Source organism: Polynucleobacter sp. MWH-UH19D (genome assembly GCF_040409795.1).
Taxonomy (GTDB): domain Bacteria; phylum Pseudomonadota; class Gammaproteobacteria; order Burkholderiales; family Burkholderiaceae; genus Polynucleobacter.
Genome location: NZ_CP099571.1, coordinates 705931 through 723820, shown reverse-complemented (window position 1 = coordinate 723820; position 17890 = coordinate 705931). Strand labels below are relative to the sequence as shown.

General features: G+C 46.6%; 14 protein-coding genes and 1 pseudogene. 1 reads left to right on the top strand and 14 read right to left on the bottom strand.

Features of this window, described 5'->3' with window-relative positions:
• Window positions 1–72: 72 nt before the first annotated feature.
• From der to ndk, 7 genes are read right to left on the bottom strand one after another with little or no spacing between them, the layout of a single operon-like run.
• Window positions 73–1437 carry a ribosome biogenesis GTPase Der gene (der, locus tag NHB34_RS03715; protein ID WP_353428298.1) on the bottom strand — a complete coding sequence of 455 codons (1365 nt, stop codon included), beginning with the start codon at window positions 1435–1437 and terminating at the stop codon, window positions 73–75.
• Window positions 1434–2594, bottom strand: a complete 1161-nt coding sequence (bamB, locus tag NHB34_RS03710) for an outer membrane protein assembly factor BamB (RefSeq protein WP_353428297.1) — start codon at window positions 2592–2594, stop codon at window positions 1434–1436. Before bamB ends, der begins: the two co-directional genes overlap by 4 nt.
• 2 nt (window positions 2595–2596) lie before the next feature.
• Window positions 2597–3256: a tetratricopeptide repeat protein gene (locus NHB34_RS03705; protein ID WP_353428296.1), complete on the bottom strand. Its 660-nt coding sequence runs from the start codon at window positions 3254–3256 to the stop codon at window positions 2597–2599.
• A 43-nt stretch (window positions 3257–3299) separates the two neighbouring features.
• Window positions 3300–4619: a histidine--tRNA ligase gene (gene hisS / locus NHB34_RS03700; protein WP_353428295.1), complete on the bottom strand. Its 1320-nt coding sequence runs from the start codon at window positions 4617–4619 to the stop codon at window positions 3300–3302.
• A 48-nt stretch (window positions 4620–4667) separates the two neighbouring features.
• Window positions 4668–5933, bottom strand: coding sequence for a flavodoxin-dependent (E)-4-hydroxy-3-methylbut-2-enyl-diphosphate synthase (ispG, locus tag NHB34_RS03695; RefSeq protein ID WP_353428294.1), 1266 nt, complete (start codon window positions 5931–5933; stop codon window positions 4668–4670).
• Window positions 5934–5947: 14 nt separating this feature from the next.
• Window positions 5948–7141 (bottom strand): 23S rRNA (adenine(2503)-C(2))-methyltransferase RlmN, encoded by a 1194-nt coding sequence (gene rlmN / locus NHB34_RS03690; protein WP_353428293.1) that lies wholly within the window; start codon window positions 7139–7141, stop codon window positions 5948–5950.
• Between the two features lie 47 nt (window positions 7142–7188).
• The gene (ndk, locus tag NHB34_RS03685; protein WP_353428292.1) at window positions 7189–7614 is read right to left on the bottom strand and encodes a nucleoside-diphosphate kinase; all 426 of its coding nucleotides are present in this window, start codon (window positions 7612–7614) and stop codon (window positions 7189–7191) included.
• Window positions 7615–7892: 278 nt separating this feature from the next.
• Here ndk and NHB34_RS03680 point away from each other — a divergent pair, with 278 nt between their 5' ends.
• Window positions 7893–8594 carry a Bax inhibitor-1 family protein gene (locus tag NHB34_RS03680; RefSeq protein ID WP_353428291.1) on the top strand — a complete coding sequence of 234 codons (702 nt, stop codon included), beginning with the start codon at window positions 7893–7895 and terminating at the stop codon, window positions 8592–8594.
• Window positions 8595–8983: 389 nt separating this feature from the next.
• On the opposite strand, the gene rlmD is transcribed toward NHB34_RS03680, so the two are convergent.
• The 7 genes and pseudogenes from rlmD to NHB34_RS03645 all read right to left on the bottom strand — a co-directional run bounded on the left by rlmD (window position 8984) and on the right by NHB34_RS03645 (window position 17886).
• Window positions 8984–10423, bottom strand: coding sequence for a 23S rRNA (uracil(1939)-C(5))-methyltransferase RlmD (gene rlmD / locus NHB34_RS03675; protein ID WP_353428528.1), 1440 nt, complete (start codon window positions 10421–10423; stop codon window positions 8984–8986).
• Window positions 10416–11237, bottom strand: coding sequence for a 3'-5' exonuclease (locus NHB34_RS03670; RefSeq protein WP_353428290.1), 822 nt, complete (start codon window positions 11235–11237; stop codon window positions 10416–10418). Before NHB34_RS03670 ends, rlmD begins: the two co-directional genes overlap by 8 nt.
• 23 nt (window positions 11238–11260) lie before the next feature.
• The gene (locus NHB34_RS03665; protein ID WP_353428289.1) at window positions 11261–12025 is read right to left on the bottom strand and encodes a peptidoglycan DD-metalloendopeptidase family protein; all 765 of its coding nucleotides are present in this window, start codon (window positions 12023–12025) and stop codon (window positions 11261–11263) included.
• Between the two features lie 23 nt (window positions 12026–12048).
• Window positions 12049–12672, bottom strand: a pseudogene (locus tag NHB34_RS03660) (protein-L-isoaspartate(D-aspartate) O-methyltransferase); the annotation flags it as partial.
• A gap of 29 nt (window positions 12673–12701) precedes the next feature.
• Window positions 12702–13496, bottom strand: coding sequence for a 5'/3'-nucleotidase SurE (surE, locus tag NHB34_RS03655; RefSeq protein ID WP_353428288.1), 795 nt, complete (start codon window positions 13494–13496; stop codon window positions 12702–12704).
• Window positions 13497–13536: 40 nt separating this feature from the next.
• Complete coding sequence (locus NHB34_RS03650; RefSeq protein WP_353428287.1) at window positions 13537–16614, bottom strand: CusA/CzcA family heavy metal efflux RND transporter; 3078 nt, start codon at window positions 16612–16614, stop codon at window positions 13537–13539.
• Window positions 16615–17886: an efflux RND transporter periplasmic adaptor subunit gene (locus tag NHB34_RS03645; RefSeq protein ID WP_353428286.1), complete on the bottom strand. Its 1272-nt coding sequence runs from the start codon at window positions 17884–17886 to the stop codon at window positions 16615–16617. It lies immediately after the preceding gene.
• Between the last annotated feature and the right edge of the window lie 4 nt (window positions 17887–17890).

Genomic DNA, 17890 nt, shown 5'->3' with positions numbered 1-17890 from the left:
AACTCGTTATATTGAGCCTAATTTTATAAAAATCAAGCCCTTACTGAAATCTAGGGTTTAAAGGGCAGAAAACTAGCGCTTTTTCCCTTTTTTACCCTTATCCGCGTCCACATATGGGTTCTTGGCGGTATTCATCTGAATCCGTAAAGGGGTTCCACGCAACTTGAACACATCTCGAAAGCGACCTTCCAAGTAACGCTTATAGCTATCGGTCACGCCACTCAGAGAGGTCCCATGAATCACCACAATCGGTGGGTTCATGCCGCCTTGATGGGCGTAGCGCAATTTGGGTCGACCCATACCAACTCGCTTGGGTTGCTGGTGTTCAACTGCCTCTTGCAAGATACGAGTTAAGCGCGGGGTTGGCAGTTTTGCCATTGCCGCCGCATAAGCAGAATCCACATCCTTAAAGAGTTCTTTTAAGCCCGTTCCCTTCTTAGCGGAGATAGGGTGCACGTTTGCAAAATCTAGAAAACGCAACTTTTGCGCAATCTCTAAACGCGCGCGTTCTTTGACATAGGAATCAATGCCATCCCACTTGTTGACGGCAACCACTAGAGCACGCCCTGCTTCCACAATAAAGCCAGCGATGTGAGCATCTTGCTCAGAAATATCTTGCTGGGCATCGAGCATCAAAATCACGACGTTGCAATCAGCGATTGCTTGCAATGTTTTGACTACGGAAAACTTTTCAATCGCTTCAAAGACCTTACCGCGACGACGCAAACCAGCCGTATCAACCAGAATATAAGGTTTGCCATTGCGTTCAAACGGCACTTCAATTGCATCTCGTGTAGTACCTGGCATATCAAATGCAATGACACGCTCTTCACCAATCAACTTATTAATCAGTGTTGATTTGCCTACGTTCGGACGTCCCACTACTGCAATTTTCATAGGGCGATTAGGATCGTTTGCGAGCTCTTCCTCATCAGGCTCTGCGATTCCTAAAGAATCTAGAGCATCATCAATCAGACCTCTAACACCATCACCATGCGCAGAAGAGATCGGGAATGGCTCACCTAATCCAAGCTCATGAAAATCAGCCGTGACAACACCAGCTTGCATGCCTTCCGTTTTGTTGACTGCCAAAATAACAGGTCTGCCTGATTTGCGTAAGAAATCCGCAATCACTCGATCTTGTGGCGCCAAGCCTAAACGGCCATCAACTAAGAAGATCACAATGTCAGACTCAGCAACTGCTTGCTTGGTTTGCTTGGCCATCTCGGCCACAATGCCAGTCTTGGCAACGGGTTCAAAACCGCCTGTGTCGACACAGATAAATGCACGGTCACCGATGCGACCTTTGCCATAGTGACGATCGCGCGTTAAACCAGAGAAGTCTGCAACGAGTGCATCGCGTGAACGGGTTAAGCGATTAAAGAGCGTGGACTTCCCAACGTTAGGTCGACCAACGATAGTGATGACTGGATTCATTTGGGGCTATAAGCGGCGATCTTGCCACCTTGAGACTGAATCACAATCAGACCACCCACTGCAATCGGCGCCGCTGAAATTGGGCTACTGTCATGACGAATGCGAGCAACTAACTCCCCATTTGCTTGAGCGAATGCATGCACATAACCTTGGGCGTCGCCCATCAGCAATACTCTACCTACTGCAAGTGGTTCACCTACATCGCGGAACGTGAGTTGTGTGTTCTCCCAAAACTGACCGCCATCTTTTGTCGCAAATGCGAAGACATGGGATTTTTCATTAGCGGAGAAGACTAAGTCTGAACTTTGCGCAGTACCGGTGTAACTGGAGAAGTCTTTAAACCAGAGCAAATTACCAGTACGTGCTTGACCACAACCAATGCGACCTTGATAAGACACCGCACACAGAATCTCACCTTCCATACTCGGTTTTGCAGTCACATCATTCAAACGCTCAATCTCAGAGAAGCCTTTTGGGAAAGACACAGGGGTTTCCCAAATCAATCCACCATTAGCCAGCGCAATCATGCCAAAGCGACCGCCAGCAAAGCCCGTGACGATGACTTCATTATTAATCGGCAACATACCGTAGCCCACACGCAATGACAAGGCAGATTGTTGACGTTGGTAGTTCCATTTACGTGCGCCTGTTTGCGCATCTAGGCCAATGAAGCGATTGTCTAGCGCGCGAATCACCACAACGCCACCAGCAACAACAGGCTCACTGAGCACTTCACTACCTACGTTGACATTCCAGAGAGCTTTACCAGTGTCGTCATACGCATAGACATTGCCCTTAATCGAGACCGCCACAGTTGTACGACCATCTGACCCAGGACCAATCGCCAATCGCTCTGGTACAGAAACTTCCCATACCTTATTGCCAGAGGCCAAATCAATCTTCGTTAGATTGCCGCGATGTGATGCTGCATACACTGAATTACCCGCGACCACAGGATGAAAATTAAACGATTCAGATGAACCTACGCTGGTTGACCATACTGGCTGCAAATCAAACTGGTTCTTCACCTCAACTAATTCGGCGGGTTTACGAACACGAGAGTTTCCAGAGCACGCAACTAAGGCCGCGCTAATTAATCCAAGTACTAAAACCTTGCTTGTGAGCTTTACTCCAAGTTTTACTGCGTGCTTAGCCACTATCACTGTGCAACCCCTCCAACAGCATCTAGCTTCACTTTCAAGAGACGGCGCGCCTCTTCTGGAAACTCTTTAGCCTGATCTAATTTTTTCCAAGCATCTTGATAACTTGTTTTTGCTTGTTCATTTTTCTTTTGGGCTAAATACCAATCGCCGCGGCGCTCAAGCCAAAGAGCTTCAAAGCCTGCAATAGGCTTACCCTGCAAAATCTGATCTGCTTCAGCAAAATCTTTTTCAGTGCCCTGCTCGATCAATTGAGAAACCAAACGCATCTTGGCCAAAGCAAGATAAGCATCATTGGCAGCATTCTTGGCAGCCCAACGTAAATAATCTAATGCCTTGGCAGCATCGCCTGCATCTGAAGCAATACGAGCGGCAATCAAACTAGACATGGGTGCATATGGCGTACTTGCAAAACTTTTTTGCAAGTCATCGGCAGCGCGCAAGGTTTGTTCTTTGTCGCCCTTCTCAATCGCACTTACCATCGTCTCATATAACTTCGATGCTTCTAATGCTTGGCTATTGCGCCACCATTGATATCCGCTATAGGCGGCATAGGCAAATAAAGCGACCGTTGCAACACCCGTAATCAGGTTGCGATACTTTTGCCAAAACGCTTTGAGTTGGTCTAGTTGTTCTTGTTCTTCTAAATCTAATGGCATATCAATCCAAACTCACAATTCAGGTTCTATATATATTGCTATTCTATTCGGAGGTGCCCACCAAGGCATCGATTGCAACCTCAAGCACCCCATCCAAGGAAACGGTCTTTTGCTCACCGGTACCACGCAGGTCTTTTAGAGAGGCCTCATTTTTAGCCAGCTCATCTGGTCCAATAATGACGGCAAATGCTGCCCCACTGGCATCCGCCTTCTTCATCTGGGATTTAAAGCTGGCTGATTGACCGTCTGGAGGGCAGAACAAAATCGTGTCAATTCCTGCACTACGCAAACGTTCGGCAATAATCATGGCGGCAGTCAATGTCTCGCCACCCTGATGTAAAACAAAAATATCGCATTGCGCTTGGGGCTCAGGCAGTGAACCCGACACTTTCATCAGCTCGAGAACGCGCTCCATGCCCATTGCCCAGCCACATGCGGGTGCTGCTTTGCCACCCATACGCTCAATTAATGGGTCATAACGACCACCACCAGCAATCGTGCCTTGCGCTCCCAACTCATCAGTAATCCATTCAAAGACCGTCAGGTTGTAATAATCCAAGCCACGCACCAAGCGTGGATTAATTTTGCATGGAATATTGTTTGCTTTAAGCAAGGCTTGAACTGCTTCAAAGTGCTTGAGGGACTCTTCACCCAAGAAATCCAATAACTTTGGCGCGCCCTCTATTAAAGCTTGCATCTCGGGATTTTTAGAATCCAAAATGCGCAATGGATTGGTTAGTAAACGGCGTTGAGAATCTTCATCTAGTTGTGACTGGTTTTTCTCAAAATAAGCCACTAGTGCTGCGCGGTGCTCTGCGCGCTCATTAGCTTGGCCCAATGAATTAATCTCTAGGCGCACGCCTTTAAGACCCAACTCATCCCACAAGCGTTGACCCATGAGAATAATTTCAGCATCAATATCAGGCCCAGCAAATCCTAAGGCTTCGATACCAAACTGATGGAATTGACGATAGCGACCACGCTGTGGGCGCTCATGACGAAACATCGGGCCGGTATACCAAAGACGCTTTGGTCCTTCATAGAGAAGATTGTTCTCAATCACAGAACGCACGAGTGCGGCAGTACCTTCAGGGCGCAAAGTGAGTTGCTCACCATTGAGTCTATCCTCAAAGGAATACATCTCTTTCTCAACAATGTCGGTTACCTCACCAATGCCTCGTTGAAATACTGCAGTCGCTTCCACAATCGGCGTTCTTAAAAACTCATAACCATAAGCACGAGTGAGATCACGCAAAACATGCTCTAGATGCGCCCACTGCGCAGCATCGGCTGGCAATAAATCATTCATGCCGCGCACGCCGTTGATTTTTTGAACTTTCGCTTTGTTGTTCTGGTCGGTCATCTTTGTTGTTCTTACTGTGTTCTTGCTTTGTTCTTTTATTTAATTGTTTTATTTTGGGGCGTAGTGTTGTTTGACATAGTCATCTACGATTACCTGAAACTCTTGGGCAATATTGTCGCCACGCAATGTCTTTACTTTAACCCCATCTACAAACACTGGGGCTGCGGGGGTCTCCCCTGTGCCTGGCAAAGAAATGCCGATATTGGCATGCTTGCTCTCACCAGGGCCATTCACGATACAACCCATTACCGCTACATTCATATTTTCAACGCCTGGATGAGTCTTCTTCCAAACTGGCATTTGCTGACGTAAGTAAGACTGAATATTGGCAGCGAGCTCCTGGAAAGTCGTGCTGGTAGTCCTGCCACAACCAGGGCATGCAATTACCATTGGCGTGAAATTACGCAAGCCCATGGTTTGCAAAATCTCTTGCGCAACAATCACTTCATTCTCGCGAGGTGCACCAGGCTCTGGTGTTAAAGAAACCCGTATGGTGTCGCCAATACCCTCTTGCAACAAAATTCCCATTGCCGCAGTAGAGGCAACGATACCTTTACTACCCATGCCTGCTTCAGTTAATCCCAAATGCAATGGGTAGTCTGAGCGGCGCGATAAGTCACGATATACGGCAATTAAATCTTGGACATTGCTCACTTTGCAAGAAAGCAAAATCTGATCAGGGTTCATGCCTAGCTCCACCGCTTTCTCGGCAGATTGCAACGCTGACTGAATCAGCGCCTCAATCATTACTTCTTGCGCTGTCTTAGGCACTTCTAGCGCTGCATTGCTATCCATGATGGAGGCCAATAGATCTTGATCTAAGCTTCCCCAGTTCACGCCAATCCGAATTGGCTTGTCATATTTACAAGCCGCTTCAATCATTTGTGCAAATTGCGGATCGCGTTTAGCACCCTTACCCACATTACCTGGGTTAATGCGATATTTAGAGAGTGCTTTTGCACAATCTGGAAAATCATTTAATAAAGTGTGGCCGTTGTAATGAAAGTCACCAATCAGCGGCACCAAGATATCCATCTTGTCTAACTGCTCACGAATATAAGGAACCGCTGCTGCCGCTTCGGGCGTATTGACAGTGATACGCACCATCTCTGAACCAGCGCGTGCTAATTCTTTTACCTGTATTGCCGTGCCAACTGCATCAGCAGTGTCGGTATTAGTCATTGATTGCACACGCACTGGCGCATCGCCACCAACGGTAATGATGTTGGTTTTCCAAACCACTTTCGCTTGGCGAGTAGCACGCTTGGGTGATGGACCCAAAGGTAATTGAGCTTGTATTAAAGAATCATTCATATGAATCGTTCATATCAATTTAATTTCTTGAGCCATTCAATTGGCTGTTCATTTGATTGAGTGTCAACGATGATCTCAGCATCATGAACTGCGCGCTCTCGAACACGAGTGCGATCAACCACATCTCCTGCCAATTGGCCACAAGCAGCGGCAATATCATCGCCCCGAGTCTTACGTACAGTTGCCACCATGCCCGCATCCAAAAGAATGCTGGCAAAGGTATTCACGCGTTGCGCTGGTGAACGCTTTAAGCCTGACTCTGGAAATGGATTAAATGGAATCAGATTGATCTTGCACTTAATGTTCTTTAATAAACGCACTAATTCTTTTGCTTGAATATCAGAATCGTTTACACCATCAAGCATGCAGTATTCAAAAGTCAAAAAGTCTCTGGGCGCAAATGGCAAATAGCGTTCGCAAGCATCGAGCAATTCCCGTAAAGGGTATTTCTGATTGAGTGGCACGAGTTGATCACGCAAGGCATCGTTGGGTGCATGCAAAGAGACTGCTAGTGCTACAGGGCAATCTTGCGCTAAACGATCAATCATGGGCACGACACCCGATGTGGATACTGTCACACGACGACGAGATAGCCCATATGCTCGATCATCTAGCATCAGGTGCAATGCCGAGACGACATTGTCATAGTTGAGCAAGGGCTCGCCCATACCCATCATCACCACATTCGAAATCACACGACCGGTATGTTCCCAACCTGGTGTTGGATATTTTTCAATACGGCGAACCGCATCTGGATCATTACGCAATAGATGTTCAGCAAACCAAAGTTGACCGATGATTTCACCTGAGCTGAGATTGCGTGAGAAGCCTTGATGTCCGGTGGAACAAAAACGGCAGTTGACAGCGCAGCCAGCCTGAGAAGAAATGCACAATGTGCCACGATCATCTTCTGGAATGTAAACCGACTCCACCGCATTGCCTGCGCCCACATCCAATAGCCACTTGCGGGTGCCATCTTGGGCATGCTCGTCTTTGATAACAGGTAAAGAGAGTATTTCAGCTTTATCGAGCAAGGTAGCCCGAAAACTCTTTGCTAAATCACTCATGTCATTAATGTTGGATACACCACGTTGATGTATCCACTGCATGAGTTGCTTTGCCCTAAAGGGCTTTTCGTTTAACCCCGCGACATACGCCGCCAGTTGGTCAGCGTCAAAATCTAAGAGATTTACGCGCGGGGAGGTCAATGCGCCTACTTTTCAATTAAGTCGGGTGATTGAATAACAAGTAACGATTAACGATTGAAAACGTTCATGCCAGGGAAGAAGAATGCAACTTCCACAGCAGCAGTTTCAGGAGCGTCAGAACCGTGTACCGCGTTGGCATCGATGCTGTCAGCAAAATCTGCACGGATAGTGCCTTTATCTGCTTTCTTAGGATCAGTAGCACCCATCAAGTCGCGGTTCTTAGCGATAGCGCCTTCACCTTGCAATACTTGAATCATGACTGGACCAGAAATCATGAAATTCACCAAATCCTTGAAGAAAGGACGCTCTTTGTGAACGGCATAGAACTGCTCTGCTTCAGATTGAGAAAGATGTGCCATTTTGGACGCGACAATCTTCAAACCAGCTGATTCAAAACGGTCATAGATTTTGCCGATGACGTTTTTAGCGACAGCATCAGGTTTGATAATAGATAGGGTGCGTTCGATTGCCATTCAGGACTCCAATAGTGATTTCAAAGGTATTTGCTGGGTAAGGTGAAGATTGCTAATGTGCTAATAAATAGGCACCCCACTCCAACGACCCCCGAATTATACATTGTCTGACCGTATTTACCCCTATATCTATAGGGCTAAGGTCTTGAATTTACTGGGTATAACCCCTCGATTTGTAGTCTTTTTATGCCAGGTCTTGAAATTAAGGTGTTTTGTCTATACTTAATGACAACAGCCCTTCATGGGCTCATGTAATTACTACGAAAGAAGGAGTCTATATGAGTGACCTTAACTCTTACGGCTTTGGCCAGGCTGGCTCAATTAGTACCGTTCAAGTACGCAACCGCGTACTGCGCAATACCTATGCTCTCTTAGCGCTTTCCATGGTGCCTACCGTCATTGGCGCTTGGCTAGGTGTTGCTATGGGTCTTGACCTGTTTGCTGGCAGCCCATTCTTGGGTTTCATCGTCTTTATGGCGGTTGCTTTTGGTTTCTTCTGGGCAATTGATAAGAATAAAGACACTGGTGTCGGTGTTCTGCTCTTATTGGGCTTCACCTTCTTCATGGGCATCATGCTCTCTCGCCTCGTTGGTTTTACGCTCAACAGCTACAGCAATGGCGCAGCACTCATCATGTTGTCATTCGGTGGCACAGCGGCAATCTTCGCAACCATGGCAACAATCGCTACGGTGAGCAAGAGTGACTTTGCTGGCATGGGCAAATGGTTGATGGTGGGTGTTTTACTCTTGATCGTTGCCTCTTTGGCAAATATCTGGTTGCAATTACCAGCCCTGATGTTGACTGTGATGGTCTTGGCTATCGCCATCTTCTCTGCTTTCATCTTGGTTGATGTGCAGCGTGTTGTAAATGGTGGTGAAACCAACTACATCATGGCCACCCTTGCAATCTACTTAGATGTCTACAACGTATTCACCAACCTCTTAGCTCTCTTGGGCATCTTTGGTGGTGATCGCGACTAAAGTTGTTTTTGTAACTTGTAACGCACATTAAATTTAGTGTGCAATTCTCTAGGCGCCTACGGGCGCCTTTTCTTTTTTCTTTTTTTGTCTTTTATAGTTTGCTAGTTACCTAATACCCTAGCTCTGTCTCCTAGATACCTGTAGCAATTAATTTGCTACAAACATCGATACCGCATATGACAGCGCAATCAAGATCAACAAGATTGCAAAACTATCTGAGGCTCTCATGATGTACTCCTAGTATTTGCCTGAACAATTAACGGCAACACTCCACCGCACACTTTTAATCTACTCTTCAAACAAATTGGAGTTGGGGCTGCATGCACCAAGCATCATGGCTAAGCACCATCAAGGCATTTATTAAGCTCTAAATTGGTGCAAATGATTAACTAGACTGGCAAACGGTCAAATACGGCCATGGATTCCACATGAGAGGTGTGCGGAAACATATTAACGATGCCAGCGCCTTTTAGGGTATAGCCAGCTTGGTGACAAAGAATATCTGCATCTCTAGCCAAGGTCTTGGGATTACAAGAGACATAGACAATGCGCTGTGGCAATAGCTCACTATTGATCGTATGTAATTGTGAGATCGCTTTGCAAATTTCCATGGCGCCTTCACGCGGTGGATCCATCAACCAGCGATCCGCTCTGCCCCACTCAGCAATAGTCTCTGCGGTAACTTCAAATAAATCACTTTGCATAAAACTCGCTTTATGAGCCAAGCCGTTGTGCTCTGCATTGGCTTTTGCGCGGGTAGTAAGCGTAGCTAAACCCTCGATACCCAATACTGCTTTTGCTTTACGCGCTAAGGGCAAAGTGAAATTACCAATGCCACAAAATAAGTCGAGCACACGATCACTCTCTTTAACTTCTAGCAAACGAATTGCCTTACTAACCAAAGCACGGTTCATCATGTGATTAACCTGCGTAAAGTCTGCAGGCTTAAATGGCATCTCGATTTCAAATTCAGGCAGTCGATAGCAAAGCTTGCCGATTTCTGGATAAAACGGCGCAACCGTTTCAATACCCTTAGGTTGCAACCAAATCCACACATGGTGCTGATCTGCAAATTTGCGGAGTAAGTCTTCATCTGCAGCAGTGAGCGGTTTGAGATTTCGAAAGACGAGTGCGGTAACTGGGGCAGCCTTTTTAGGGTCATCTGAATTTGGATCTTCAGGCTCGCCCACTGCAATCTCAATTTGCGGCATGTGATCGACAATTGATAAACCCATTACTAATTTGCGCATCTGCGGCAACAAATCAGAGAGATGCTTAGGCAAGATCTCACAAGCGAGCATATCGGCTACATAGCCACTTTTGCCCTCATGAAATCCTATTAAGACTGTGCCTTTTTTAATCGAGCGATTGACTGCGCTCAAACGCGCGCGATGCCGATATTCCCAAGTAGGTCCGCCCATCGGTCGGAAAATTTCTTCTGGAGATACCTTGGCGATATGACGCAAATCATCTTCTAAAACGCGTTGCTTCATTGCAACCTGCGCCCGAATATCCAAATGCTGCATAGTGCAACCACCACAGACACCAAAGGCAACGCATTTAGGCTCTGCTCGAAAGACTGCAGGTTTAAGAATCTCGCGCACCTTGGCTTTTGCAAACCGTGCTTTGTCACTCGTGATGGTGTAGGTCACTAACTCGGTAGGCAGTGCACCTTTGATAAAAATGACTTTGCTACTAGATTCAGGATCAAGTTCCTCAGCCTCAGGATTTGCAGCGAGGCGCGCAATCCCTTGTGCATCTAAATCGAGGGACGTAACGGTAATGGGTTCAGTCACCTCAATATTGACTGGCTTATCCCCTCTACGCATCCGGTGCGAAACCTTGTAGATACTCCTGCCACTGGCCGCCATTGGACTCTTTGGCTTCTTTTTCTAAATAGCTTTTAACAAATGCAATCTCTTCTTGATACTCTTGCAAAGTAAATCCACCGCGCAGCAACTGAAAGCGGCAGTACATTAAATACGTGTTCACCACATCGGTTTCGCAATAGCGACGAATATCGTTGATCTTGCCTTCTTGATAAGCAGGCCATACTTGACTGCCATCCATGCCCATCTTGCCAGGAAAGCCGCACAGCTTTGCTAAACCATCCAAGGGTGCATTCGCTCTGCCGTTATATTTGGCCAAAAGATCCATCATGTCTAGATGGCGCATGTGATATCGGCCAATATAGTTGTTCCACTTAAAGTCGCGGCTATCGACTTCTTTGCTCTCACCCATCTCCCAGTAGCGAGATGCTTGAATGTGATTGGCTAGCGCACGGTAGTGCAGAACGGGTAAATCAAAGCCACTGCCATTCCATGAAACCAATTGTGGGGTGTACTTTTCAACCAAGTCAAAGAAAGCCTGAACAATCACTTTCTCATCATCATCTGGGTTTCCTAGGGTGCCTACTTTAATTTGAGGGGCACCCTCTTTAGTGGTTCTGCGAATCACACAAGAGATAGCAACTACTCTTTGCAAAAACAATGGCAAAAACTCACTACCGGTTTTTTCAGCACGCTCAGCCATTGCTTTGGCAGCAACCTCAGCATCACTCATCGAGTCGGGGTAGCCCTCAACCCGACGCAGACCCGCTACATCTGGAATAGTTTCAATATCGAAGACAAGAACAGTGGCCATAAACAAAAAACGCCGCGCTGGTCTTACTGTATATACGGCGTTGGGTTTACTGGCTTACCGTTTACACGCAACTCAAAGTGCAGTTTTGGTGAATTGGTATCGGTATCACCCATCTCAGCAATCTTCTGACCCTTACGCACACTATCACCTTCTTTAACTAAGAGTTTGCTGTTATGGGCATAGGCAGTTAAATAAGTATTGTCATGTTTCACAATGACTAAATTGCCATAGCCACGCAAGCTATTGCCTGCATAAACCACTTTGCCATCGGCAGCGGCTAAAACTGGTTCACCAACCTTACCAGCAATATCAATACCTTTATTGGTTTCGTTAAATTCAGTAGTCACCTTGCCTTTAGCTGGCCATGACAAACGAATCCCAGGCTCTGCCACCACTTCAGCCTTGGCTGCCTCCGCAGGCGCAGGGGTATCGGCTTTATCAGCAGATGGTTTTTTGTCGGTTGGCTTAGCTGCAGCAGTTTTAGTATTTACAGGTGGCTTAACCAAAACTAAATCACCCACTTCAATAATGTTTGGGTTGAAGTTAGGGTTTTCGGCTTTATTCCATTGCGCGACATCACGCGGTGCTTGACCATGATCTAAAGCAATTCGCGCTAAGGTATCACCACGCTTCACACGGTAATAGCCAGGAGGTGCAGGCTCAGATGATGCGCCTGCGGTGCGATCGGTTACGCTCGCTGGTTTAGTGCGCGGGGTTGAACACCCAGTCACAAACAGCACTGCAGCCGACAGCATTGTCAAAAATAATGTTTTAAATAACCAGGTCATGGAATCGGAATTCTTTCTCAATCTCATACTACCCCTGATTGTAAGGGGACAAAAAAGACCCCGTCCAAAACGGTTCTTTGATAGCGCTGTGAGCTCATTCTTTCAACCATCACCAACTGCTGCTCTTTTTCATTTTTAGCTACCGGGGCAACCAAACGACCACCAATCGCCAATTGATCCAATAAAGCATCCGGTATCCCTAAGCCAGCAGCGGCCAAGATAATCCCATCAAATGGTGCGGCTTGTGGCAAACCTAAAATGCCATCGCCATAAATTAAGCGCAAATTATTAATCCGAAATGGTCGCAACTTGGCTCGTGCTAAATCATGCAGCGGTCGTATGCGCTCAATGGAATAGACTTCATCGGCCAGCAAACTCAATACCGCTGCTTGGTAACCGCAGCCTGTACCAATCTCGAGCACCTTACCTAATGGATGACGCGGCTTGTGCAACAACTCAATCATGCGTGCAACTACAGATGGCTTAGAAATCGTTTGCTCATGCCCAATTGGCAAAGCAGTATCTTCATAAGCCTGCACATGCAGACCCGGATCCATAAAAGCATGACGGGGCACTGTTGCAATCGCCTCTAATGTTTTTCCATGCTTAACACCGCCAGCATGTACTTTGGCGGCTAAGGCTTGACGGTAGGCTGCAAAGCGCTCAACTGGCTGTTTCAACCGCGACCCCAACCTTGTGCGCGCATAGCTGCCAAACGAGCGTGATGCGTTAAGTCAAGTTGCATTGGCGTAATTGAAATACAACCATCATCGATCGCATGAAAGTCTGTGCCTTCAGAATTATCTTTTACATGCCCTGCTGCGCCTATCCAGTAAATTTTCTCACCACGCGGGCTATCTTGCACTACCACGGGTTGTGAATGATGGCGATTACCTAAACGCGTGACACGCCAACGATGTAGCTCATCGTATGGACGATTGGGAATATTCACATTGAGCAGCGCAGCCATGCCATCAGTGTGATTCTGATTGAGGTTTGATGAGAGCATTTGCTTAACAATGTCGTGCGCCGCTTTAGCAGCATCATCAATACGATTCCAGCCGCGATCAATTTGCGAAAACGCGATACCAGGAACGCCGAACATCACCCCTTCAATGGCCGCAGCAACGGTTCCAGAATACAGAACGTCTTCACCCATGTTCTCACCTTGATTAATTCCAGAAATGACTAAATCTGGCTTTTCATCTAAGAAACCCGTCATGGCGACGTGCACACAATCAGTAGGCGTGCCATTAATGAAGAAGAAACCATCACGCTCACCGCCTGCAACCCGATGAATCGAGAGCGGCCTAGACAGCGTTAACGAATTTGATGCGCCACTGTGATTTTGCTCTGGCGCAATCACCGTAATGCGACCCAATGGACGAACGGCATTAACGAGCGCCAATAAGCCTGGGGCTAAATAGCCATCATCATTTGATACCAAAATGTGGGGTTGCTGCTGACTCATGATGTTTGCTTATTCAAAGTTATCCAATCTGCTTACTCAATTAAATAGTTTTCGCATTATTAAGCGATCTTGCTCTGAACCAGCCATAAATCACCGGCAATACTAAAAGTGTCAGAATGGTTGTCGTTACCATTCCACCCACAATCACCAAAGCCAATGGGCGCTGAGCTTCTGATCCAATCGAATGCGATAAGGCAGCTGGCAATAATCCCAAACCAGACAGTGCGGCAGTCATCAATACTGGGCGTACCCGTAGTGATGCACCTTCGACCATCACGTCTTTCATTTGGCCATGCTCCGTTGCGGCAGTTTTATTAATAAAGGAAATCAAAATAACGCCATCTTGAATCGCAATACCAAACAAGGATAAGAATCCAAAGAATGCCGAGATACTCAAGGTCTCCCCCGCTAGGTGCAGAGCGATCACCCCGCCAATCGCAGCAAACGGCACATTAATCATGACAATGAAAGCGTCACGGAAATTGCCAAAGGCACTCACAAGCAATAAGAAAATGCCCATCAATGCCAAAGGAACGATCACCATCAGTTTTTTCTGGGCCTGCTTCATCTGGTTGAACTGACCATCCCAGCTAATCGAGTAGTTTGGAGGCAAGGTAATATTTTTTTCTACCAAATACTGTGCATCTTCTACTGCACTACCCAAGTCACGATTGCGAACGCTAAATTTAATAGCAATATAGCGCTTACCTGCTTCACGATAAATGAAGAATGGGCCGTCGGTTAACTGCACATTTGCGACCATCGATAGCGGCACTTTTGCACCATCTGGTGAGTCAACTAACAGACTACGAATATCTGCCACGTCATTGCGACTACCTTCATTTAAGCGAACCGCAATCCCAAAGGTCTTTTCATCTTCGAGCAAGTTTGTGACTGCTGCTCCACCAATCGCATTGGCTACGACCGTCTGTATATCGTTCACATTAATGTTGTAACGAGAAGCGCGCTCTCGATCAATCTGAATATTTAAAGTGGGCTGACCGAGTTCTTTCAAAATGCCTTCATCGGCAACCCCACGCACTTTCTTCAACTGATCAATCACTTCATGCGCTTTTTGATCCAAGACCTCTAAATCAGTGCCATAGATCTTGACAGAGTTCTCACCCTTCACTCCTGAGAGAGCCTCGTTCACGTTATCTTGAATGTACTGAGAAAAGCTATAAGTAATACCGGGAATCTGATTCAGCTCAGCTTCTAGGTGAGCAATCAGATCTTTCTTACTAGTTCCAGAAGGCATGCGATCAGGGCTCTTGAGATAAAGACCATACTCTTGATTAAATACCCCAGTGGAATCGGTACCATCATCCGGACGACCAATCTGCGCAGCAACCTTATCAATCTCGGGTTGCTTCATAAAGGTTTCGCGCAATTGATTAGCGATTTTTACTGAGTAATCTAAATCCACTGTGTTTGGCAAAGTCACTCGCAACCAAATATTGTTCTCTTCTAAGGTTGGCAAAAATGCCGTACCTAAACGAGTCATGCTGAGCAAGGTAATACCTAGAACAAATACTGCTACCGAAAACACCGTTAGTGGGCGATCCATCCACCTTCTCAATAAAGGCTTATAGCTATCTAATATCTTGGTAATGAATGAAGGCGGCTTGTGATGCAAGTTCTCACCAAACACCAAAGAAATCATCGCCGGCAAGAAAGTTAGGCTGAGCACCATCGCCGCAATCAAAGCAAAGCCCATAGTGAAAGCCATTGGTTTAAAGATGATGCCCTCAACACCGCCCATAAAGAACAATGGTGAGTACGCCACAATAATGATGCCAGTGGAATAAATCATGGCGCGCTGCACTTCGCTCGTGGCCAAAATAATGCTTTGATTAAGACGCTTGCCACCTTCTTCTAAGTGACGCATGACGTTCTCAGTCAGAATCACCGCAGAATCCACGATCACACCAAAGTCAATCGCGCCCAAAGAAATCAAATTAGCTGGCACGCTCCATAAATGCATCTGAATAAACGAAACGCACAAGGCCAATGGAATGACTGCAGCTACTACTGCGGCTGCACGAATATTGCCTAAGAAAAAGAATAAAACTGCTAGCACTAATGAGATACCAAAGAACAAGGTGTGCTTCACAGTGCCAATCGTAATATCTAAGAGCACCTGACGGTCATAGAAAGGTTTAACTTCAATACCAGGCGGTAGAACATGTTTATTAATACTCTCTACCGTACTGCGCACACGCGCTAAGACCTCGGTCGCATTCTCACCCCGACGCAGGTACACAATGCCTTCGACTGAGTCTGGATTCTCATTGAACTGGAACATACCCAAGCGTGGCGCATTACCAATTTGCACAGTCGCGACATCACCAATGCGAATCGGCACCCCTTTGTTATTGGTAATAACCACTTGCTTAATATCATCAATGGTCTTTAAGAGGCCAACTCCGCGCACCACAAATTGCTGCTCGCCACTAGGCAACAATCCGCCACCGGTATTGCTATTGGCATTGGCAAGCGCAGCAATCAGTTCATTAATCGTGACACCTTTTGCATGCAAGCTCTCTGGGCTCACAATCACTTGGTATTGACGTACCTTGCCACCAAAAGATGAGACGTCTGCTACACCAGGAGTTTGCTTGAGCTCTTTATAGATCTCATAGTTTTGCAAGGTCTTTAGAGTGGTTGAGTTCGCGTAATCTGAACGCACCTCATAACGCATGATCTCGCCTGTAGCATCCGAGTCTGGGCTAATACTAGAAGTGACGCCTTGCGGAAAGCTGACATTCGATAAATTGGCAATGAAAATCTGACGCGCTTTAAATGGATCGGCGGTGTCGTTGAACTTGAGCGTGACAACTGACAAGCCAAATAGAGATACTGAGCGAAATGCTTGCAATCCAGGAATACCTGCCAAGGCATTTTCAACGGGAATTGTGACTTGCTGCTCTACTTCGGTGGTACTTCTGCCAGGCCATTGAGAAATCGCTTGAATCGTTAATGGTGCAACGCCTGGGTATGGCTGAATCGGCAGCTTGCTCAGGCTAAACATACCCAAACCTAAAAGCACGACCGAAGCGAATATGACAAGCACGCGCTTCTCAACTACTCCTCGAATAAAGGAGGTAAAAGCGCTCACTTAGTCCTCCTGCTTCGCAAAGCGGTCATTTAACAAGACAGCACCCTCTGCCAAGATCTGCCAACCTTGCTCTACACCTTCAGTAATCGCAAAGCTTTTACTGTTTAGATCGTAGCCTTTAACTGGCACTCGGCGAAACGTATCTGCACTCACTTTAATAATTGCATAGCGGTTCTCGCGCACACGCACGATAGCAGTTTGTGGCACCACCACTGCATCAGCTTGACCGGTAGTTAGCAAACCAGAGACATACATATCGGGTCGCAGCAGATCATCGGTATTTTCAACATCGGCACGAATGAGTAATGCCCGTGTTTGTGGGTCAATGGTTGGGGCAATATAGTTTGCATAAGCCACAAACTCTTTATCTGGGTAAGCCTCTAGACGCAAGATCATCTTCTGCCCTTGCTTTACCATCCGAAAATCTTGTTCAAAGACATTACCCAAGAACCATAGTTGATTTGGATCGGCCAAGGTTGCAATCACATCACCTGAAGCTACTACTGAACCAGGCTCAACATTGCGTTTAACTACGACGCCTTTGAGCGGTGAGCGCATGATGAGATTGGCTGTGGTCTTACTAGAATTTTCGATGCTACGAATATCCCCTTCGCTAGCACCGAGATTACGCATGCGATTGGCTGCAGCCTGTTGCGTAATGCGTGCATCACCCAGCAGATCACTCATCGTACTATTGCCCTGCAACACCCTCGCTGTTCTTGATGAGAGCAAATACTCTTGCTGAGCAGATAGATACTCAGGGCTATAGAGCTCCACAATGGGCGAGCCGTTATCAACCAAGGCACCATCAAAGGCATAAATACGCTCTACCCTACCAGGCGCTCTCGCTGAAAGTACTTTTGATTTTTCTGCATTAAATGCCAAGCGTCCTGGCACTTTAATGTTGACTGGCACTTGCACTTTTTCTGCGGTCTGGAAAACATAAATCTCGGGGTTGAGTTTTACGCCAGGTAATTTCAATTCCAGTACGCCAGTCTTCTCAACTTTCAGTGCTTTGTCTGAAGCTTCAATCTTGACAGCGCGGTTTACGTCAGTCAGGCGTCCCACCACAATACCAAAAGACAAAATAGCAAAAACGTATGCTGCCATCCGAACCCGATGGCGATTTTGTGGAGTCAAATTCCAATAGAGGCCAGACAAACTTGCAGCAGCCACTTTTGCATGGTGCATCCCAAAATGGGCGACCTGATGCAAGATCGGTTTTGCCTTTTCAGACAACTGTTTTAGAAGCGACAATATTTTGTCTTTCAAAGCG

What these genes read in the sequence shown, in the direction of transcription:
- der (WP_353428298.1), bottom strand. Translation starts at nt 1,437, where the DNA reads ATGAATCCAGTCATCACTATCGTTGGTCGACCTAACGTTGGGAAGTCC.
- NHB34_RS03705 (WP_353428296.1), bottom strand. Translation starts at nt 3,256, where the DNA reads ATGCCATTAGATTTAGAAGAACAAGAACAACTAGACCAACTCAAAGCG.
- hisS (WP_353428295.1), bottom strand. Translation starts at nt 4,619, where the DNA reads ATGACCGACCAGAACAACAAAGCGAAAGTTCAAAAAATCAACGGCGTG.
- ispG (WP_353428294.1), bottom strand. Translation starts at nt 5,933, where the DNA reads ATGAATGATTCTTTAATACAAGCTCAATTACCTTTGGGTCCATCACCC.
- ndk (WP_353428292.1), bottom strand. Translation starts at nt 7,614, where the DNA reads ATGGCAATCGAACGCACCCTATCTATTATCAAACCTGATGCTGTCGCT.
- NHB34_RS03680 (WP_353428291.1), top strand. Translation starts at nt 7,893, where the DNA reads ATGAGTGACCTTAACTCTTACGGCTTTGGCCAGGCTGGCTCAATTAGT.
- rlmD (WP_353428528.1), bottom strand. Translation starts at nt 10,423, where the DNA reads ATGCGTAGAGGGGATAAGCCAGTCAATATTGAGGTGACTGAACCCATT.
- NHB34_RS03670 (WP_353428290.1), bottom strand. Translation starts at nt 11,237, where the DNA reads ATGGCCACTGTTCTTGTCTTCGATATTGAAACTATTCCAGATGTAGCG.
- NHB34_RS03665 (WP_353428289.1), bottom strand. Translation starts at nt 12,025, where the DNA reads ATGACCTGGTTATTTAAAACATTATTTTTGACAATGCTGTCGGCTGCA.
- surE (WP_353428288.1), bottom strand. Translation starts at nt 13,496, where the DNA reads ATGAGTCAGCAGCAACCCCACATTTTGGTATCAAATGATGATGGCTAT.